The 18,355-nt window shown below is 52.1% G+C and carries 20 protein-coding genes and 1 pseudogene; 9 read left to right on the top strand and 12 right to left on the bottom strand.

Features of this window, described 5'->3' with window-relative positions; translation table 11 throughout:
• Window positions 1–122 precede the first annotated feature (122 nt).
• Both MW898_RS22895 and MW898_RS22890 read left to right on the top strand, forming a co-directional pair.
• Window positions 123–1,037 (top strand): ParA family protein, encoded by a 915-nt coding sequence (locus MW898_RS22895; protein ID WP_277999978.1) that lies wholly within the window; start codon window positions 123–125, stop codon window positions 1,035–1,037.
• Window positions 1,034–1,516, top strand: a complete 483-nt coding sequence (locus MW898_RS22890) for a DUF7970 domain-containing protein (RefSeq protein ID WP_248910575.1) — start codon at window positions 1,034–1,036, stop codon at window positions 1,514–1,516. Before MW898_RS22895 ends, MW898_RS22890 begins: the two co-directional genes overlap by 4 nt.
• 269 nt (window positions 1,517–1,785) lie before the next feature.
• Here MW898_RS22890 and MW898_RS22885 read toward each other — a convergent pair whose 3' ends face one another.
• Together MW898_RS22885 and MW898_RS22880 are read right to left on the bottom strand one after the other, a co-directional pair.
• On the bottom strand, window positions 1,786–2,286 hold the full coding sequence (locus MW898_RS22885; protein WP_248910574.1) for an HNH endonuclease: 501 nt from the start codon (window positions 2,284–2,286) through the stop codon (window positions 1,786–1,788).
• Between the two features lie 495 nt (window positions 2,287–2,781).
• Window positions 2,782–3,138 (bottom strand): hypothetical protein, encoded by a 357-nt coding sequence (locus MW898_RS22880; protein ID WP_248910573.1) that lies wholly within the window; start codon window positions 3,136–3,138, stop codon window positions 2,782–2,784.
• 306 nt (window positions 3,139–3,444) lie between these two features.
• Between MW898_RS22880 and MW898_RS22875 the strand changes: the two genes are divergently transcribed.
• Together MW898_RS22875 and MW898_RS22870 are read left to right on the top strand one after the other, a co-directional pair.
• Window positions 3,445–3,585 (top strand): hypothetical protein, encoded by a 141-nt coding sequence (locus MW898_RS22875; RefSeq protein ID WP_248910572.1) that lies wholly within the window; start codon window positions 3,445–3,447, stop codon window positions 3,583–3,585.
• A 236-nt stretch (window positions 3,586–3,821) separates the two neighbouring features.
• Window positions 3,822–4,097 carry a PadR family transcriptional regulator gene (locus tag MW898_RS22870; protein WP_248910571.1) on the top strand — a complete coding sequence of 92 codons (276 nt, stop codon included), beginning with the start codon at window positions 3,822–3,824 and terminating at the stop codon, window positions 4,095–4,097.
• Between the two features lie 380 nt (window positions 4,098–4,477).
• On the opposite strand, the gene MW898_RS22865 is transcribed toward MW898_RS22870, so the two are convergent.
• The 6 genes and pseudogenes from MW898_RS22865 to MW898_RS22840 form a co-directional block, all read right to left on the bottom strand.
• On the bottom strand, window positions 4,478–4,657 hold the full coding sequence (locus MW898_RS22865; RefSeq protein ID WP_248910570.1) for a hypothetical protein: 180 nt from the start codon (window positions 4,655–4,657) through the stop codon (window positions 4,478–4,480).
• On the bottom strand, window positions 4,654–4,905 hold the full coding sequence (locus MW898_RS22860; protein WP_248910569.1) for a hypothetical protein: 252 nt from the start codon (window positions 4,903–4,905) through the stop codon (window positions 4,654–4,656). Before MW898_RS22860 ends, MW898_RS22865 begins: the two co-directional genes overlap by 4 nt.
• Before the next feature lie 142 nt (window positions 4,906–5,047).
• Window positions 5,048–5,449: a nuclear transport factor 2 family protein gene (locus tag MW898_RS22855; RefSeq protein ID WP_248910568.1), complete on the bottom strand. Its 402-nt coding sequence runs from the start codon at window positions 5,447–5,449 to the stop codon at window positions 5,048–5,050.
• Window positions 5,450–5,491: 42 nt separating this feature from the next.
• Window positions 5,492–5,699 (bottom strand): annotated as a pseudogene (locus tag MW898_RS22850) (RPA12/RPB9/RPC11 RNA polymerase family protein); the annotation flags it as partial.
• Window positions 5,677–6,210, bottom strand: a complete 534-nt coding sequence (cyaB, locus tag MW898_RS22845; RefSeq protein ID WP_248910567.1) for a class IV adenylate cyclase — start codon at window positions 6,208–6,210, stop codon at window positions 5,677–5,679. The pseudogene MW898_RS22850 and the gene cyaB, both read right to left, overlap by 23 nt.
• Window positions 6,211–6,356: 146 nt before the next feature.
• On the bottom strand, window positions 6,357–7,754 hold the full coding sequence (locus MW898_RS22840) for a Cdc6/Cdc18 family protein (RefSeq protein ID WP_248910566.1): 1,398 nt from the start codon (window positions 7,752–7,754) through the stop codon (window positions 6,357–6,359).
• Between the two features lie 1,018 nt (window positions 7,755–8,772).
• On the opposite strand from MW898_RS22840, the gene MW898_RS26590 reads away from it, so the two are divergent.
• Window positions 8,773–9,186 (top strand): DUF8160 family protein, encoded by a 414-nt coding sequence (locus MW898_RS26590; RefSeq protein WP_507237221.1) that lies wholly within the window; start codon window positions 8,773–8,775, stop codon window positions 9,184–9,186.
• Window positions 9,187–9,800: 614 nt separating this feature from the next.
• On the opposite strand, the gene MW898_RS22830 is transcribed toward MW898_RS26590, so the two are convergent.
• Window positions 9,801–10,277: a metal-dependent hydrolase gene (locus MW898_RS22830; RefSeq protein ID WP_248910564.1), complete on the bottom strand. Its 477-nt coding sequence runs from the start codon at window positions 10,275–10,277 to the stop codon at window positions 9,801–9,803.
• Window positions 10,278–10,881: 604 nt separating this feature from the next.
• On the opposite strand from MW898_RS22830, the gene MW898_RS22825 reads away from it, so the two are divergent.
• The gene (locus MW898_RS22825) at window positions 10,882–12,243 is read left to right on the top strand and encodes an AlbA family DNA-binding domain-containing protein (protein ID WP_248910563.1); all 1,362 of its coding nucleotides are present in this window, start codon (window positions 10,882–10,884) and stop codon (window positions 12,241–12,243) included.
• 225 nt (window positions 12,244–12,468) lie between these two features.
• Here the strand turns inward: MW898_RS22825 and MW898_RS22820 are convergent, their stop codons facing one another.
• The 3 genes from MW898_RS22820 to MW898_RS22810 form a co-directional block, all read right to left on the bottom strand.
• Complete coding sequence (locus tag MW898_RS22820; RefSeq protein WP_248910562.1) at window positions 12,469–13,176, bottom strand: helix-turn-helix domain-containing protein; 708 nt, start codon at window positions 13,174–13,176, stop codon at window positions 12,469–12,471.
• Between the two features lie 371 nt (window positions 13,177–13,547).
• The gene (locus MW898_RS22815) at window positions 13,548–15,077 is read right to left on the bottom strand and encodes a pentapeptide repeat-containing protein (RefSeq protein WP_248910561.1); all 1,530 of its coding nucleotides are present in this window, start codon (window positions 15,075–15,077) and stop codon (window positions 13,548–13,550) included.
• A gap of 121 nt (window positions 15,078–15,198) precedes the next feature.
• The gene (locus tag MW898_RS22810) at window positions 15,199–16,518 is read right to left on the bottom strand and encodes a pentapeptide repeat-containing protein (RefSeq protein ID WP_248910560.1); all 1,320 of its coding nucleotides are present in this window, start codon (window positions 16,516–16,518) and stop codon (window positions 15,199–15,201) included.
• A 333-nt stretch (window positions 16,519–16,851) separates the two neighbouring features.
• Between MW898_RS22810 and MW898_RS22805 the strand changes: the two genes are divergently transcribed.
• From MW898_RS22805 to MW898_RS22795, 3 genes are all read left to right on the top strand, one after another.
• Window positions 16,852–17,004 (top strand): hypothetical protein, encoded by a 153-nt coding sequence (locus tag MW898_RS22805; protein WP_248910559.1) that lies wholly within the window; start codon window positions 16,852–16,854, stop codon window positions 17,002–17,004.
• Window positions 16,994–17,686 (top strand): recombinase family protein, encoded by a 693-nt coding sequence (locus MW898_RS22800; protein WP_248910558.1) that lies wholly within the window; start codon window positions 16,994–16,996, stop codon window positions 17,684–17,686. Before MW898_RS22805 ends, MW898_RS22800 begins: the two co-directional genes overlap by 11 nt.
• Before the next feature lie 136 nt (window positions 17,687–17,822).
• Entirely contained in the window at window positions 17,823–18,299 is a 477-nt protein-coding gene (locus MW898_RS22795; RefSeq protein ID WP_248910557.1) for a hypothetical protein, read from the top strand.
• Window positions 18,300–18,355 lie beyond the last annotated feature (56 nt).

The following is an 18,355-nucleotide window of genomic DNA, read 5'->3' as shown; positions in this document are numbered from 1 at the left end:
TTACTACAGGAGAACAGAAACGTCTGACAAACAATTAAGGAGATGGAATTCAATCGATTGATTATGCATAGTATGAGAAGAAAGCTTGACAACCACTCATTAACTATTATCAAGTTATAACAATGGCAACAAGAAACCAACAAAGACAAACACAAGGCAGTGATCCTGTCGCTGGACGAGCTGTTTCTGTCAATATCTTAAAAGGAGGTGTTGGCAAGAGTGCAATTTCAATGAATCTTGCAGATAGATTGGCCGCCAAAGGCAATGAGGTGCTCTATATGGACCTTGACCCCAATGGACACGTCACCTATGGACTTGGATACGATGACATTTATCAGGATCGTGAACACGATTTAGGCGACGTTATCCTAGACAACTCAACAAAGGAGCCAGAAGACGTCATCTACGAAACGGATTGGGGATTCGACTTCGTCCCAGCATCGGTTCGCCTTGAGGACTTAGACACTGGACTAAAAAGTGCATCACACAGCTCACAGCGCCTCCACAGTCAATTTCTGAAGCCATTGATGGCAGACGATCAATACGATTTCTGCGTGATGGATGGTGGAGGGGAGCGATCAAAGGTTGCGGATAACGCGTTCTTCGCAGCGAAGCAGAGTATTATCCCAATCGAATCCGGTGCAGAGTGTCTTTCGGGGTTTAAACGGACATGGCAGCGAATCGTGAAGCCACTTCGTGAGTATCAGCCATTCGAAATTCTCGCGATTGTGCCGAATAAACTCAGTCATCGGATCGACCACCTCAATGACGATCGCGAGCTGATCGAGTACCTCAATACCTCCGAACAATTCGCGGATAAAATTCCGAATTTCGCTCGACTCACGCCCGAAGATCTCAAAGAGATCGACGCCGGTGAACGGAATCAATTGCCGAAACCAGGCATCCGTCAAGATAAGGACTTCAGCAAAGCGTATAAGGGGGGCAAACCGGTAGCACATCACAATCCTGAAAGCCAGACGATTGATCATTTAGATGAACTCGCAGAGATCGTTGAGAACGGGGGCGTTACCCGATGAGTGGCCCGAACCCATTCGATGATGTGGCAGAAGACATCAACGAGAGTGGGGATAACATCGAGAACCAAGCAGGAGTCGATATCGATTCACCGAGAGCTGAGCGAGAGTCGGATGTAGCGGTAGAATCGTCGATGACTGCAACGAGCACCAAAACCGATAGAGGCAGGGAAGCTGAAACAACGCCCACCTCATCAGAGACATTCGTCGAAGGACCCACTCTGGAGAACAGTTCACCACCCTTCCCATACTCTGACGCCGAACAAAAGCAGATGTATGTTCAAGACGGGCTGTGGAATGATTTTGAAGATTTGAAGTTTGACGCAGAGTTAGAGCTCCGGCGGACATTTGATGTACGGAATGTCGAACAACGAGAGTTGGATACCGCTGTTGTTCGTTTGGTACTTGAGCAACTGACTCCCACAGAAATTGCCAAGATGGTTATTCAAATGCGTGGCTTCGAGCCTGCTGAGCATGACTGAGTATGGTGGTTTCGAGGAGTTCAGCGAATTGGTGGGCGGCTCGTTACACCGGAGGGGAAGTTGCAGAACCATCACAAACCACATCTTGTAAGTACGTCACAGTTGAGCACGTCTCAAAACCGTCGTAATCGGTCTGCTAAATCTCGTTATCATCCGACCATGATGGGTAGGTTATCTATCCTTATGTAACGATGAACGGGATGAGAGCGGTATGAGCTACATAAGGTAGGACAGGGTGCCGATCGTATCGGGGCCGAGATCGAGGAAGACTAAAAATCATCAAACGTCAGCTGCGTTTTGTCTGTCTCCGTGGTAATCTCGTCAATGGTTTGCTGATCCTCATGTGTGCTCGGCCGTACGTGATGCCGGATGTGAGCACTATTGCTCTCGAATGGGTGAAGATTCTCAGGGCGGTTGTCCCACTGAATCTGGTTCTTGTGATGGATGACACCGCTCGCTACTGCCTCAAAGCCCCATTCAGCGACAGCAACGAGTCGATGGACATAGACAGTCTGGTGTCCGTCGTTCCAGCACTCGTATCCATCGGGGCGAGTGCCGAACCACGCTGGAGACAGATCGCGGTCAACCCCATTCCGACACTCGATCCCAAACCAGCGCATGTAGTTTCGGACCGTCGTTTCAGAACACTCGAGGATCTCGGTTATCTCAGCAACAGAGAGCTCCTGTGTCTCATAGAGATCACGCAGCAGGAACTCGTCTGTGTACGGCTTCGTTAACCCCCCATCCAGCGTCTTCTGTCGATTCTCCATCCGTTCTATTTAACATACGACATACGACGGAGGAATAAATCTTTGGACGATATACGCTTGCTGCCGTATGAAACACTCCTCAATCGATGTGTGATGTGATACTCGAAGCCTTATGTAATGAGAGTCGATCCATGTGAGTCGGTAAGTTACATAAGGCGACACAAGAACGGGCCGATCGCGTCGAAGTCGAGGTTGATCACGTGTCGAGATGTGCCTACCTCGTCACTGATTCGGTGCCGAGTCGGGCAGTCTACCTCAAATAGCCCGTCGATTCATTCACTCATTCGGCCCACGAAGGCTTTCATCACCCACGACGCCGAGCAGCCGGGCGATCATATCACACTAAGAACGGAACCGTGGACGGTGCTCGATCGCTGGTTCTGGTGTTGACGGCCACCCAATATGGCTTGATCGTCGAGAGGCTCCTCAAACTGATTACCGTTATCGTGACTTCCGGTAGGATGGCTACGTTCGTTCCACTATTGGACGTTAGAACTAGTTGACCTTCACGTTTTCCAGCACAAGACCAACGTTGTCCACGTTGACTGTGATGTCACAGAACACATACTCGGTGCCCTGAACAGTCACGTGGACCCCATTGAACTCAAGGGTTGCTTCCTCAACGGTGTACTTGCGATGGTCGATCTGCGTATCGGACGTCCCTGAGCCACTGAGGATCGCATCACTGATCGTAATAGTGGCATCACTGATCGTGATTTCGTGATCGACGATCCGCACTTCGTCGTCAGGAGTCGGCGAGTCCTGCTGGGCGAGCGCACCCCCGGTCCCGGCACTGACCAGTAGAAGGCCGGCGAGCAGGAGCATGGTGACCCGTCGTGTCAGGGACATCATAGTGGTACATTACTAGCAGCTTCATCGAGGATAATGGTTTTGGTATGGTGTGAGCGACACCGGAGAGTTCCTCCGATACGTCCGCGGCGTCGTTCCCGAGGACACACGTTGAAAGAGAACGTAGGACACGGCATATCCGGTGAGAGTGGCTGAATCGACGATTCTGTCAGCTGCTCTGTGAGTGTGCGATGATGCCTTCGATGTCGACGCTGGTGGTGGGCAACTGAGATCGAACCTCCGCAACCGCTTCTGGCGTCAGTCCACGGGTACAGGCTCGCGTATCCGGAAGCGTTACCAGCAACGATCATGATGGAACTAGGAGTCGACAACACATTTCTCGATGGAGCGTTGCGTATCGCGCGGCTCGAAGCCAACTGTGCTGCGATCCGGGGCACGCTGTTCGGCAGTGAGGATAGCTGCAAGCTGCCCGATGATGTGAGCTTGTAGCCGTCCAGACAAACATCGCCGATTGGAATGTGATCGTCGGAGTATACCATCGACGGAGGAATGCCAGTTCACATATAGACCGCCATCGATGCAAGGGAAATGATCCGTCAGAGATGCTCCGACGAACGCTTGACAACGACGGATGTAACGAGTCTCTTCCCGTATATTGTTTCTTTGGTACATAACCATTTTAGACAAAAGATCTATAGTAACCACTGTAATGAATACTGTAAACCATGTTTGATTTGACCGGGTTTCAGCGTGACCTGCTCTACGTCATTGCCGGGTTGGACGAGCCCCACGGGTTGGCGATCAAGGACGAACTCGAAGACTATTACGAGAAAGAAATCCATCACGGGCGGTTGTACCCAAATCTCGATACGCTCGTCGAGAAAGGGCTGGTCGACAAGGGGACACTCGATCGGCGGACGAACTACTATGCGCTGACTCGCCGGGGCCAGCGCGAGATCAACGCTCGTGACGAGTGGGAAGCCCAATACATAAGCTTGTGAGCACGATTCGCCGTCGATTTGCTCGCCCCCCTCGATACACGCGGTCTCAAACATCTCGCCGTCGACAGCGCACGGTTATGCGCTGCCGCGAGGCCGAGCTCGATCTCTGGGTGACGGACGGACCGTTCACGGCAGCCCGTGCGTGAACGGTTAGCTTACAGGGTTGCGCCCGGGGAAGAGATCAGGAGCTCGCAGCAGTCATCACCGAATTGCGTCGTGAATTGTGGTGGCGATTGACACAACCAGTTGCTAACCCGTTCTTTGTGACGCAGTACTGTGTGGGCAGCATAAGCCGCAGAATTTTCCGAATGGCACCGTCAAGAGAGTGCAAGTCCGCTGACTGAGCAAAGCCATTATTGTTAGTTCTCACGTATTGATTTTTACGAGCCACCATGCCAGACATCCCGTTCGACATCGGTGAGTGCGTCGTCGATCGCGAGGAGAACTTGGCCACACCGTCCGTCGTTGTGGCCCTGCCAGCAACGCCCGCTGCCGAGTGGATCATGTACGGTGGGACGACAGTCGCCCAGGACAATCCAAACGATCCGGCAGACGCTCACACCCTGGATGTTCCACGCCGAGCAAGAACATCGATCTCAGAAAGCGTAACCTCATAATAGTTCCCAACGGGGGTTTCTTGTAGCTCACCGTAGGTTGCTATTCCTTCGATGAAGACCTCATCCTTCCCGACACTCTGGCGGGCAGAATAGTCCTCATAGAACACCTCACGCGACTGCCCGCACTCACAATGCCACAGGTCCGCGAACGTCCACCGCTCCGCGATGTCGTGTTGGCGGCGCGGCATCATATCAGGTGTGCATCAGGATACGTCCTTCGTCCGTAACACGTAGTAGCCCGAGCACGCGGTCGCCACACGATACCGAGCAGTATCGTTCCTGTGGTAGGTGTTCGGCTCACAGACGAATACGAGCCGCTCCGTTGGCTACAATTTATTGCCGGTCGATGGTCGCGTAGCACCGGTACTGATCCGCCGTCATTTCGTACTCGTTGATCGAGTCGATTCGTTCGTCCCGAAACGTCACGTGGCTCGATCCGAGGAAAGCGTGCTCTTTCCCGTCCGCCACGCACGAAAAGTCCCACTCGAAGGCCGTCATCGTCGTCTCCGGGTCGAACAGAAACGAACGGATCGTCCACCGCAGCACGCGGTTTCCCTCGTCGTGCCACGTCCGAAACCATCGTTCACACGCTTCCTTACCCTCGTACACGGGTCCGTAGCACTCTCTAACGATCACGTCATCGTGGAGCGTATCGAGAAACTGAGCCGCGTCTTGGGACAGCCACGAATCCACGTACTGCACAACGAGGTCGTTCGCGGTATCTCGTCCTGGCATCGCGTCCCATTCGCCTCGTCAGATGGTGTAACTTCCGAAGAGTTAGCTGTACCCGCGCCAGTGGTGTCCACATTCCGTACACTTGAAAAAGCGGGTGGATGGTTCGTCGGCTGGAGGCGGTTTGTTTGAGTGTGTACCACGCCCGGTCGTGGCCGCAGTCCTCGCAGGTGACCTCGGCGGTGGGCAGTCCCTCGTCGGCCCCTTCTTCGGTTTCGATCACATCGCACTCACTGGCTTGCGAGGACGAGATCTCGATACGGTTCATCCACGATATCCGGCTGGTCAATCCCTAACTCAGACAGGAGGCGTCGGTTGCTTTGCACGGCTTGGGCAACTTCTTCCTCAGTGGAGGCGGTACGTTCAATTTCCAAGTAGTGATCGATCCCTTCGACATCATCTAAGGTGATGACCGTCTCATCAATCCGCACTTTAGATCTGTGCTTCACGACCGTCGTTACTTCTTCACAACCAATCGCTTCGAGCAGATGCTGGACATCGTCTGTATCTTCAATTGGGATATCCACCTCATTCTTCCAAAATTGCTCTTGCTCTCGCATTTCAGGCGTTGTTTCGCCCTTATACGTCAACTCAACAGGCTCCGAATCCCGGATTCTAATCCGCAAACATTCATTCGTTTCGAGAAAATCCCGAATCGGAGCGGTATAATAGATATCTGTCTCAGTCATTTCCTCGACTGACCCCCGCTTCGCGAGGTCGGCGCGGAGGTCGGTCGCCTGTTCCTCTGTCAACGCAATTTTCATTTTGACTTTCTTCACCCATTCGATATAGTCATATTGTCGCGTATTAGTAATCGCTTGTATCATCACGATACGGTATCCAGAATGAATAATTAAGAATATATCAGTATCAAGTGAAGTTGTTCACTGCGGTCGGGCAGAACGTCTAGTCAAGCGAACCGCTTCAGCGAGGATTTGGAGATATCCCTGAACCGAGTGTCCTCCATCACGATGTCGAGGATGACTTGCGGATCATGAAGTAACCGGTGAGAGTTGTGGCGGCCGCCGCCTTTGCCCATATTGACTTCTCTGGTTTCGATTACCTGACTGAGCTGCATCTCATCGAGAATATCCCGGAACCGGCGTATCCCGATCGTATCCATATCTATCGCGTGAGTGATCTGCTGGTATGCATCGTAGAGTTCGCCGGTGATAATGTAATCGTCACGCGAATAGAGTGACTTGGCGGCGATTGAGAGACATGTCGCTTTCATCTGAGTGGGAGTACCTTGGAGAAAATCACGGAACCGATCCTTCACAAGCGTGTCCTGAGATCGACGCACATGATCTTCCTCGACTAGATCAGACCCTTCACGGTTAGCAAGCTCTCCCGCCGTTCGGAATAGCCGCATCGCCTTCCGTGCATCTCCGTGTTCTTGTGCAGAGAAAGCCGCGACGAGCGGGATGACGTCGTCAGATAGAACCCCATTGTAGAAGGCGTCTTCCCGCCCACGGAGGATATCCTGAATTTGATTCGCGTTGTATGGGTCGAAGTTGAGTTCTACGGTTTGGAAGGCGCTTTTAGTCCGGGGGTTCAGCTCGTCGAAGTAGTTAATCTGGTTGCTTATTGCGATGATACCAATATGGCACGACGTATCATTCGACTCCACGGCTTTTGCGAGACTCATCAAGACGTGGTCAGTCTTGAGAAGGTCGACTTCGTCGAGAATGATGATTACCGAGTCGTAATGATCTAGGATCTCCCAGAGCCGCTTGTAGAACTTGTCTTTCGGGAGCCCGGTGTCGGGCATTTTCACGACGTCCTCATTCTCATCGTAGATATTCTCGTTATTCAGCTGTTGGCCAATTGTCGACACGACCTGAACTTCGGTTGAGGACTTCGAGCAGTCCAGATAGGTATGGCCCATCCGGACGTTGTTGACTGACGCGTTGACAGCTCGACGAGTGACGTACCTAGAGACGAGTGATTTCCCAGTTCCTGTCTTGCCAGTGATCGAAATGTGGTTCGGTGCGCCACCATAAACGGCATCGTTCAGACTGCTACTAATAGTTGAGATGTAGTCATCACGTCCGACGATTCGATCGCCATCAGGCACCCATCCAACACGAACCATCTCCTTGTTCCGGAAGATCCCCTTCTGCTGAGAGAAGAGCGGGTCGTCAACCTCGAATTCCTGGTCTTTCTCGTCCCTTGATTGCGATTTTATACCATCTCCTGAATCCCCCTCCGGTTCCGACGTTTCCTTCTGAGACTGAGGGTTTTGACTGTCTAAAACACGAGAATCCTGGTCTCGACTTTCATCGGAAGTCGAGGTGCCATTTGACATAGACCCACCGAAGAAACCCGACAACTTAAAATTATCCCACCTCGACTTCCGTTGTTAATTCACGAGGTAACGACGGTCCTATAGACACTACTTCAATCTCTGGACTGTTAGAATCTCTTAACACACACGCCCCATCGGTTCCGTCGTTACCGGTGAACGTACATCCTCCTCTGGAAAGGACGGGAGAAACACGATTAATAGGAGAAACCATCCATATAGACCAGATTTAGCCATATTACACAGAAAGCAAATTTCGCCTGGAACACGGAAGTCGCTTTACTTCCTTTTCTATGTTTTTGTCCTACGGAATTGTTTCCGCGCTGTTGCAATAAAGCTATGGATTAATAATCAAATAGTCACGTTCTCATTGGGAAACGGGATACAGACTACTCTCAACAAGAATGCACTAATCTTCCTTGCCCCACCCGCTAACGACGGAACTCATGGGGTGTGCCTGTCACGGGAAACTCAAGATAGGCACTTCGCACGGGCATCTAACGACGGAACCAATGGAGTGTGGATACTCACTCCGAGCACTATTTCCAAGCTCAAACAAATATTGACCGGTAGATAGGAGTATCCTCCGTTAACGACGGAACCGATGGGGTGCCTCTCCCATTGCTAACGACGGAACCGATGGGGTGTCCCCTCTATTCTAACATCGGAACTCGAGGGGTGTCAGCTCTCCTAACGACGGAACTCAAGGAGTCTTCTAGATTTTCCTTCCTCACTCAGGACAGAGGTGACTCACCGTGAAACTCACTCGTCGTACTAGGACCCGTAATCAGGACAACAATCGTGGCCAAAGCGAAAGGGAAGACGCTCAAAGACGCCCGCGAGAACATGGGTTCCTCAAGCGGCAACAGAGTAAGACAATACTCCCTATGAGCTCAGCAGCGACGATACGACGCGTTCACGGGGACAGCGACGACGGTGGGGACTGCGCACCATCGCGGCGTGTCCGCCCGGCAATCGACGGTCGATCAATGGCCTGTGCCATACCAGCTATTAGACTGGTATGAGTATCCGACTTGGGGTTCCGCTGATCGGTATTAAAGCTACTGGTTACAATAATCGTGAGGCAAGGATCGATATTCAAACGATGAAATACACATACTGTCGAGTGAGAGCGAACGCTGAGAGGTGGTCGCCTGTCTTACCAAGGCAATCGTCTGCTGTCGAAGAGAATCCCTGGCAAGATCCGTCCGGAGACAATGACAGGTTGGAAGAGCGTAAGCAGGTCGCTATGTACCTTCCAGCCGATCAGCGCAGGGATCTCGTTGACTTTTACGAGGAGCTTGACGCACGATCGACGCTTGCTGGGGACGGAGGGCTGGAGAAGAATCGGGCGTTCTACGTGGGGATGACTGAGTTCGTGCTCAACCGTCGAGGAGAGTTCGCAACCTCTCTCGGGGTCGAACTTGATGAGTAAGTGAGTAGTTCACGCGTCTTCTAGGAGGTAGCGTCGCGAGATTCAGATCGGATGGGGATTGAGCATTGCTTAATTTTGATAAGCAAGGGTTCACAAAGCCGGGTTTTATGAGATCTCAGATTAAGTCATACTCCATTATATGAGTTCTTGCTTAGTCCCTTACATGGAAAGTTTTATAGAGAATCCTCATATGGGAATTCTTAGAGGCGAATTCTCGTATGAGGCTCATTTTACTAATAAAATCAGAGGGCTTATTACTGTGCTTACCGGATGGTGGCGTGTCGTCTGAGCACTCGTCCCAGATAGCATGGCGGCGAGAATCCAGACGGCATCGACAATGACGATAAACGTCGCTCTTGCGATCATATCGATCGTGTTGATGGGAACGGATATAGGAATGAGAGCGGTTGAACTCTGGGTGAGAACAAGAGAGCGCTCATAACTTACTGAGCGCTCGTCCCAGATAGCAGAGGTAGTACTGTGGGAACAAGCAAGAAGGTTTTGCCATGGATCTGTAGCAACAGCGCATCAACAATCGCTTGCTACTGTATCCTCACCGCTGTACAGTGGGCTGTGGTTCGTTTTCCGACAAGCAACCCACAGTCCTATTCTCATCACCCTATCAGAGGAAGTGTGGCTCCTGCCACTGTGCTCCCGATGAGCACGAAATAGCCGATCGTCAATTCGAACACAGTCACGAGGATGGTCACAATACTAGCAAACCGGTTGGTGACCTTGACACCGAACGGAGAATTCCATTCATCCGTGGATAACGGATAGAAGAGTGCAATCCCTCGCTTTGACCCAAGGTAATCGAGGACAAAGTGTGTGAGCACACCAATCCAGACGTATTGCAGATTATCGTACACAAATGGGAACGCTGCGAAAACAGCCAATACAAAGACATTGTGGAGGGTTTTGCGATGTTTGCCGAATTCTGTGTCGATGTCGGGGACGAGTGCGCCGAGTGTGACTGGGATTGCGACTGAGAAAACCGAGTGAACCATCCATTTGTCCCCCGTCGGGGAGAGGAGCACGCCGACCCCAATGCCGATGAGCACTCCGTTGATGATATGTTCTTTCTTATTCACTGTAGTATTAACTGAATTATGGATAATAATGAATGTGTGGGCGGCAGAGATGAGAGATCGAGCGTCGTACTGAAGTCCGCGCGTCTTACCAACGAATCGTCTTCTGTTGGAGAGCATTCCTTGGTAAGATCCATTCCTCAATCCAGTAGTGAACGCCTTAGAAGCCTGTTTTCAATCTCCATCGTCTCAGGGGCCGAGAGCGGGCGCTGAAACGATTTGATTTTCTCGAGACCCATGGGTCAGAGATGGAAATGAAATGGATTCTATGGGGCCGGTTTCTGGGTAGTATCGGTGTTCGAGCTGAATCAGTCATCATGATCACGTCGATTCGTCGAGAACCACCAACTTCTCACGATGATGAGAGAAAACGGCTGCTCATGTTCTGAACGCTGATTTGACCTTATATAACAATCAGACGTTGGGTGAAGGCCATTCGTTACATAAGGCTTTCGTGAGAATGTTGGAGACTCCAGCAATCTCCGATAAGTGTTTATTTCTTAGAAAATGAATACCGCAGAAGTACGACCAGTCTGATCCATAAACTATATATTATTCTCAACAAGTAGCCACAAAACATTTAATCGAATACATATCTGGCATAGTAATGATTGAGAATGTGGGTAATCCACCGTGGCACAAGATGCTCCGGGGGCTTCTCGAATCACCGGAGGTGGACGATTCTGAGATCGTGGATATCATCGAGAGTGAGGTGCCGCAGGAGGGCGAGATTCTGGACTACAAGGGCGACCTATACATCTCGGCAAAATCCGACCACCATATTCGGCGGCGAGAGTCCCGGATCATCAAGCTGTTCACGGCACTTGCAAACGTCCGCACACAGGCGAGGTTTAGGTACGTCTTTATCGGCTTCGACGATAACGGTGAGTTCATCGGAATGCAGTACCGTCGACCCCGAGAGGGAGAACAATTGCTCGACGTAGACGATGCACGAGTAAGGAACATCTTAGATGGGAAAGTTACTCCCACTCCCGACTTCGAAGTATTCGAGCTGGACTACAACGGTAAAGAGGGTGGTGTCGTGGTCATTCGTCAAGCCGAACAGGTGCCGCTCGTGGTCGAAAAAACCCTCAGGAAAAACGGTGGGGGCGAGTTCATCGCGGCTGGTCAGGCGTACACGCGAGAAGGGTCGAAGACGAAGCGGATGAAGAGCAGTGATTTCAGGGACTTGATGCGCTACCGGGAGGAGCTTATCAATGAGAAGATTCGGGAACTATCAGATGAGTTCGCTCAGGTCGTCGGAATCCCGGACGAACAGCTGGCCGGATTTGAGCTGAAGGTCGCGCCATCCGATGACGATGCGATGCCGATGGGCGAGTTGGTGACCCCAAACCCCACGAAGGACACCAACGAGGCGCTCAACTCCGCCGTGAAGACGTGGAGAAGCACGGGTAGCCTTGACTTTGAGCGGCCGAGCCTCTACCGATTCTTTGACGAACGGAACAAGTTAGTCCTCGCTGGAGAGGACGACGAGGAGGACAAGAAGACCGAGTTCCTCATCAGAGCGAATCTGAAGAACTACTTCCACGGCGCCTACTGGATCTGCGAGTATAGCCACGACATCGACGAACTCTTCAACACGATCATCAAGGAGGACATCGGCGGTACTACGATTCGACCCTTAGAACGCGCCCTGATGGTGATGGGAAAGCAGTCCCACCTACGGAGAATTGGGAAGATGAATTTAGAACTATCGAGTTCGAGGGCGAACGAATATGCCACCCACTGTAACGACGCAATCCACGATAGGGTTGGGGTATATGCATCGAAGAACCTCAAAATAGGTTCCGACTCGTATCCGGTGTACGATCTGGTGTATGGGAATACTCCCACCCAACCGATAGATCTGATGGAGGAACTGGTCAGCGATCTTCGTGATGAAGACGAGAACATCAAGCGAGACAAGTTGCGCGACGTGGAGTTAATATATCTTGCAAGGAATACCTGAACCCATCGTAGATACAAATTATTGACGCGGAGTAAGATGTCGTGTGTCCTCATTCGAATTGTTCACAGCGCAGCGGTGCTCATCGAATCAATAATGTTCTCTTGGGGGTTGCAGCGAAGTACGGTTTGATTGTGGTGCGATTTCGTGTGATGTCCGAAACTCCTGCAATCGCCGATTTTGGTTGTGTATTTGAACGATCGTTCAAGCCATAATGATGAGAAATTCCTATATCGCGATTTTGTATTGATCAATAGCCGTTTCATAGATGAGCCCTGCTGCTTTGAGCTTTCGGAGGGCTTTCTTAGCCTGTCTCCGAGTCATACCTTGATCTTCTCCTTTGGCGATAATCTCGTGCTCTGGGACGGCTTGATCGTCCTCGTTATCAGTCTCTTTAACAAATTCGTATAGAACTCTCCGTTCGTCAGGCAGCCACTCTGTGTTCTCTGATGTCGTTTGTATGTCCTCATTTTCCCGCACCTCGTCTAGTTGATCCGACGGAATATCCCAAGCATGGACTTGAGGATAGTCGCCGATTGCTGATGGGTCATGGATCCAGTCTAGAAAGTCGGTGTAGCAAAACCGACAGAAAATCTCAAAAAAGGTTGAGTCTGAGCGAGAGCCTCTTTTATCGAAGTAAGTCTCTACATCGAGCTTTGCGAAATCATATACTTCGCTGACTTCTCGACCACATCGCCTGCAGGTGTGGTCTGGCTGGTTGTGAGAAGGAAGATCTTCGAAAGGGACATAATAGGCCGTGGCATTGCCAATCTGTGTCGTTTCCAGTCGAGATTCCTTCTCCAAGCGACCAACATGATTATTGATTGTACGAACGGAGACGTCGAGTGTATCAGCAAGCCTTTTCGCTGACAGTGCGGGTTCGTCGGTGCTCCGAAGCGCTCTGACAATTCTTTCTTTAGTGTCCGATTTGGACATATTTCACCCATTACTTCAGTACTATAATTTCTTTTGGTATGAAGTTAATTCATAGTCTATGAACCATAATACGCTTATATTCCGTTTTTATCATGAGATCGTTCATGGACATTGAATGTGATTTGCTGAAAGAGTCTATATCACCATTCAAGATTCGAGTTTCTGAATCATTCGGAGGTCCGAGACTCCAGCAAAGTTAGACAGTGTGACCCGTTCCCATGGTCTAAAACTATAGTTTCTGAGCAGACTGGCGGAAAGGTGGGCGACTTTATCTGTAAGTTGAGGGTGGCGAGAAGTATGTGAAGTCGCGAGATCGCTAGCCCTGAATGAGTGTCATGTGGTCGTCGTAGTAGGTAGATAACCCGATGGTCTTACCGTGCGACTCGACGGCCAAGAACGAAGACGAGGAGGGCGACAAGCAGCGCGCCGGTGATCGACTCAACGGCGACGACGGCCCGCGTTCCGTTTCCAGCGGGGGCGAGCCCGCCATCCATGATCGTCGAGAACGTGGTGACGCTGAAGTAGATGTTTAGCAGGATCTCCTGCCAGCCAGCGACCGTTCTCAATTCACCGAGTGAGGTGATGGCGTATGTGGTACCAGCAGCGTCCTTTACGCCACCGAAACCCGCGAACAGGAGGCCTGCAGAGAGGATGACGCCACCCCACCACGTAAGCACACGTTTGACGCTCTCGCCGTGTCTGGTGAGGTACCACATCAGCGTTTTGACGCCCCACGGACCGTATTCTCCCTGGTCCCAGTAGAGGGCGCGTTCGGCCTCTTCCTTGCTGATGTGGAACTCGCGAGCGGCTTCCGAGAGGGCGTTCTCCTCGTGGAGGGTTTCGAGTCGTCGGTACACCCACCGGGTGGCTTCGAGCGGGTGCACGTCTTCGGGAAGTTGTTCGGCAGTTTGAGGGTTTTTCTCGTAGACACAGCTCGGACGCGACGTGATGGAGTCGTAGAATGTCGTCTCCGGATCGAAAAACGTCGTTTTGGAGTTGATGCGCGTGTCCGAAAAAACGGTCTCGTAGAAGAGTGCACTCGTAAATGTTGCCTCCCGACAGTCGGTACGCGTCAGCACCGCATGCTGAAGTGTTGCGTGCCGAAAATTCGCCTCCTCGGCGTCAGCGTCCGACAAATCAGCGTCACCAAGATCAGCGTCGGTGAAGTCGGTCCCTCGGAGGTCAGCGTCGGTGAAATAGGTCCCTCGGAGGTCAGCGTTAGTGAAGTCACTCCCTATGAGGCCAGCGTCGATGAAATAGGTCCACTGAAGGTCAGCGTCGGTGAAATCGACTACTAAGAGGTGAGCGTTGGTGAAGTCGGTCCCCTGGAGGTCAGCGTTGGTGAAGGTAGTCACTTCGAGGTCAGCGTCGATGAAAGGAGCCATTGGAATGTCAGCGTCGGTAAAGGTGGCCTCTCGGAGAAAAGCGTCAGTGAAATTGAGCCCTAGGAGGTACGCATCGGTGAAGTTAGCCTGTCGGAGGAAAGCGTCGCTGAAGTTAACCTCGTGGAGGTCAGTATCGCTGAAGTCAGCCTGTCGGAGGTCAGCGTCAACAAAATCGATATCCAAGAGTCTCGAATTATCAAATCTGGCTCCGTGGAGTGTGCAGCCCCCAAATGACAATGTTTCGTCCTCTATGTGGAGATTATGGAGAATAGCTCCATCGAGCCGTTCAGGAGTATCTAACCGATCTCTGATAAGTTCTTCAAGTGATTTTTCGTCCACATCTGCGTGCCAGATACACCGTTCTGTGTCATCGTGAGATTCCCAGACAGGCCGCCAGCAACAGACAGGGTTAGTTTCTTCCACCCACCAGCTGCGAGAGCCAGCAAAGCCAATATCATCGAGTTGCAGTTCAAAGCCACACCGATCTGCGGGTACCTCAGCCTTCTTCTCAGCCATACTCCTCCCGAGGATTGATTTCCAGAAAAATATATGGAGATAGACGTGTCTTGTAGTCGGGGATAATGAAGTATCGTGAGTTCGCTCGAACAGCTCGATCACGTCGAAGTTGATGAAGACCTTACCGTGCAGTCCGTCGGCCGAGAATGAAGACAAAGAGGGCGGTCAGCACGATCCCAGCGAGTGATTCCCCGGCGACAATAGCCCGTGTCCACGGTCCAACCGGTGCGAGCCCGCCGTCCATAATCGTCGTGAAGGTGGCGAGGCTGAAATACAGGTTCCATCCGACCTCCTTCCAGCCAGCGAGCGTCCCGAGCTCGGCAAGCGACGTAATGGCATAGTGAGTGCCATCGGCTCCCATCACTCCACCGACAGCCGAGAAGAGTACTCCCCCTGCAGCAATGACGAGTCCCCACCAGATGAGCAGACGCTGGACGCTCTCGCCGTGTCTAGTGAGATGCCACATGAGCGTTTTGACGCCCCAGCGGCGGTATTCGCCCTGTTTCCAATTGAGTGCTCGTTCAGCCTCTTCCTTACTGATGTGGAACTCGCGAGCAGCTTCGGAGAGGGCGTTCTCCTCATGGAGTGTTTCGAGCCGCCGGTATACCCAACGGGCGGCTTCAAGTGGGTGCACACCCTCGGGAAGTTGCTCATCGGAAAGGGGATTTTCCTCGTACACACACCCCGGCCGCGACGTGATCGAGTCGTAGAACGTCGCCTCCGGATCGAAAAATGTCGTTTGGGAATTGATGCGCGTATCCGAAAAGACGGTCTCGTAGAGGAGCGCACTAGTGAAAGTAGTTCCTCGACAGTCGGCCCGAGTAAGCACCGCATGCTGAAGTGTTGCGTGCCGAAAATTCGCCTCTCTGACGTTGGTATTCGAGAGATTAGTGGCCAGACAGTCAGCATCGGCGAAGTTGGCCGTTGCGAGGTCAGCGTCTCTGAAGTCGCTCCATCGGAGATCAGTGTTGGTGAAGTTCCCCCCTATGGGTGTAGCGTTGGTGAAATCTGCCCCTATGAGTGTAGCGTCGGTGAAGTCCGTCCATCGGAGATGAGCGGTGGTGAAGTTAGCCAATCGGAGAGTAGCGGAAATGAAATCGACCTTTCTAAGCACTGAATTATCAAATGTGGCGCCGTTGAGTGTGCAGTCTGCAAACGACAACGCTTCGTGCTCTATTTGGAGATTCCGGAGGATGGCCCCATCAAGCCGTTCGGAAGCGTCTGCTCGTGCCGCAATGAGTTCTGCGAGCGGTTTCTCGTCGATATCAGCGTGCCAGATACACCGTTCTGTGTCGTCGTGAGAATTCCAGACTGGCCGCCAGCAACAGACGGGAGCCATGAGTTCATTCCATCTGGATTGACTAAATACCCATTCGACATCCTCGCGACACAGTTCAAAACCACACCGATCCGCGGGGATCTCTGCCTTTTTCTCAGCCATACTCCTGTCAAGGATTGATTTCTAGAAAAATATATGGAGGTAGACGTGTCTTGTCATCGGAGAGAATGAGGTATCATGGCTCGCTCGAACTATTCACAGTGCAGCGGTGCTCATTGAGTCAATGATATTTTTCTCAGCTGGCGCGGCGCGGTACGGTTCACCAACTGCCGACCTTGGATCCCCTCGTCTTCTCTCTGAAGAGTGGTCGTTACCTAGGGTGCTGTTTGGCTGTCGTCACATCATCTCATCTCTAGTAAATGTTTCAGAGACCCCCCTTTCTGAAACACCCTCCAGAAGACCTACTAGTAGCCCTGACTATAGGCCTATACAGAGATGGCGACAACACGGGTCTCGAAAGGCGCCAATGAGCAGTATAAGGTTACTATTCCGAAAGGACTGGCCGAAGCAATGGATCTTGAAGGAAAAAGTCTCGAGTGGTCGGTGAAGTCGGCTCACGCGTTGGAGGTGCGGGTCGTTGACGAGTGAGCGAACAGCCGTCGGCTACGTGCGATTGTCACAGCAGTCCGACCGCTCGCTTGCCACCCAGCGAACGGATATCCGCGACTATTGTACTCAGTCAGACCTCTCGCTCGTCGAGATCTACAACGAGGGCGAAGGGGCCTCGGGGTACGACAACGATCGCGAGGAGTACACCCGGATGCTCTCGTACGTCCAGGAGCACGAGATTGATGCAGTGGTGGTTCGGGATCACTCCCGCCTGTCTCGTGATCGCAAAGAGCGCCTGCGGTTGCTCCTCGATCTCGACACTGCTGGCGTCGAGCTGCATTCGGTCGAGCGAGGGGAGGCGGTCGATCTCGACGAGGATTGGGCATACGTGTTGCAGGCGATTCAGGCGACCACCGACGATGTCGAAAAGCGCAAGGAGATTGAGCGCTCGAAGCGAGAGACCCAACAACGGGTGGAAGCGGGCCATTATCAGGGACGCCCACCACTCGGAACGCGCTTCGATGCGGCTGGAGAGAAGCTTGTCCCGGATCCGGACGAGTGGCCGACGATCATGGACGCGTTCAAGCTGCTCGATGAGGGCGAGTCCTACCGCTCGATCAACGAAGTGACGGACCTCTCACTCGCGACGATCTCCCGCCTCGCTGATCGTGGACAGGACTACTATCACGATCTCGTGGAGACAGCCACCCCAGTGCAGTAGGTCGTGTGTTGCAGCGAGATTCCTGCCTGAGAATAAGCCGAACTCGGTAGAATCCTGGCTGTAGTGGTGGGCCATAGCTTCTGAATCGAATGATCATAACACAAAATATTTCTATCGCATATATGATGACCAAGATATGGTCAAGTTACCGTCTCGAACGACGATGTTACAGCTCATCGGACTCGTTTGTTTTATCGTCGGTGTTGGAATCATCAGTCATGGAATGACGGAGGCCCAGGAAACCACCGGAATAGCCATACAGATCGAGAATAGTTCCACTACGACGACAGCGACAGCGATCCACTACGACGATCTGGGAGCCGAAAACCAGGGCCATTTCAATGAGATGCTGCGAGGGGTGAATGGAAATTTCAGTGGCATTGCAGCGGTAAGCAACACGTCGTCGATTCCTTTCTGGGCGAACAACGTCTTCGAACACAATGGAACGTACTACACAGTAGCGCTCATTGGGCCAGACAATAAGATGGCCCGAGATGTGACGGACAGCTACCTCCCGCGTCTCTTTTTCGGGATCGGAACGGTGATGCTTGTGATCAGCGTTCTGGCATTCATCGGAGCTCAATTCATATACCGGCGGCGGAAGGACACTTGATCGCGATCCGCCCATGTCGACTGAAGTCGACTAGTTACGATTTCTAATGTACGACC

The sequence above is a fragment of the Halocatena marina genome (genome assembly GCF_023276375.1).
Lineage (GTDB): Archaea > Halobacteriota > Halobacteria > Halobacteriales > Haloarculaceae > Halocatena > Halocatena marina.
The sequence above is the reverse complement of the archived record's forward strand: the minus strand, read 5'-3'. Positions and strand labels throughout refer to the sequence as shown.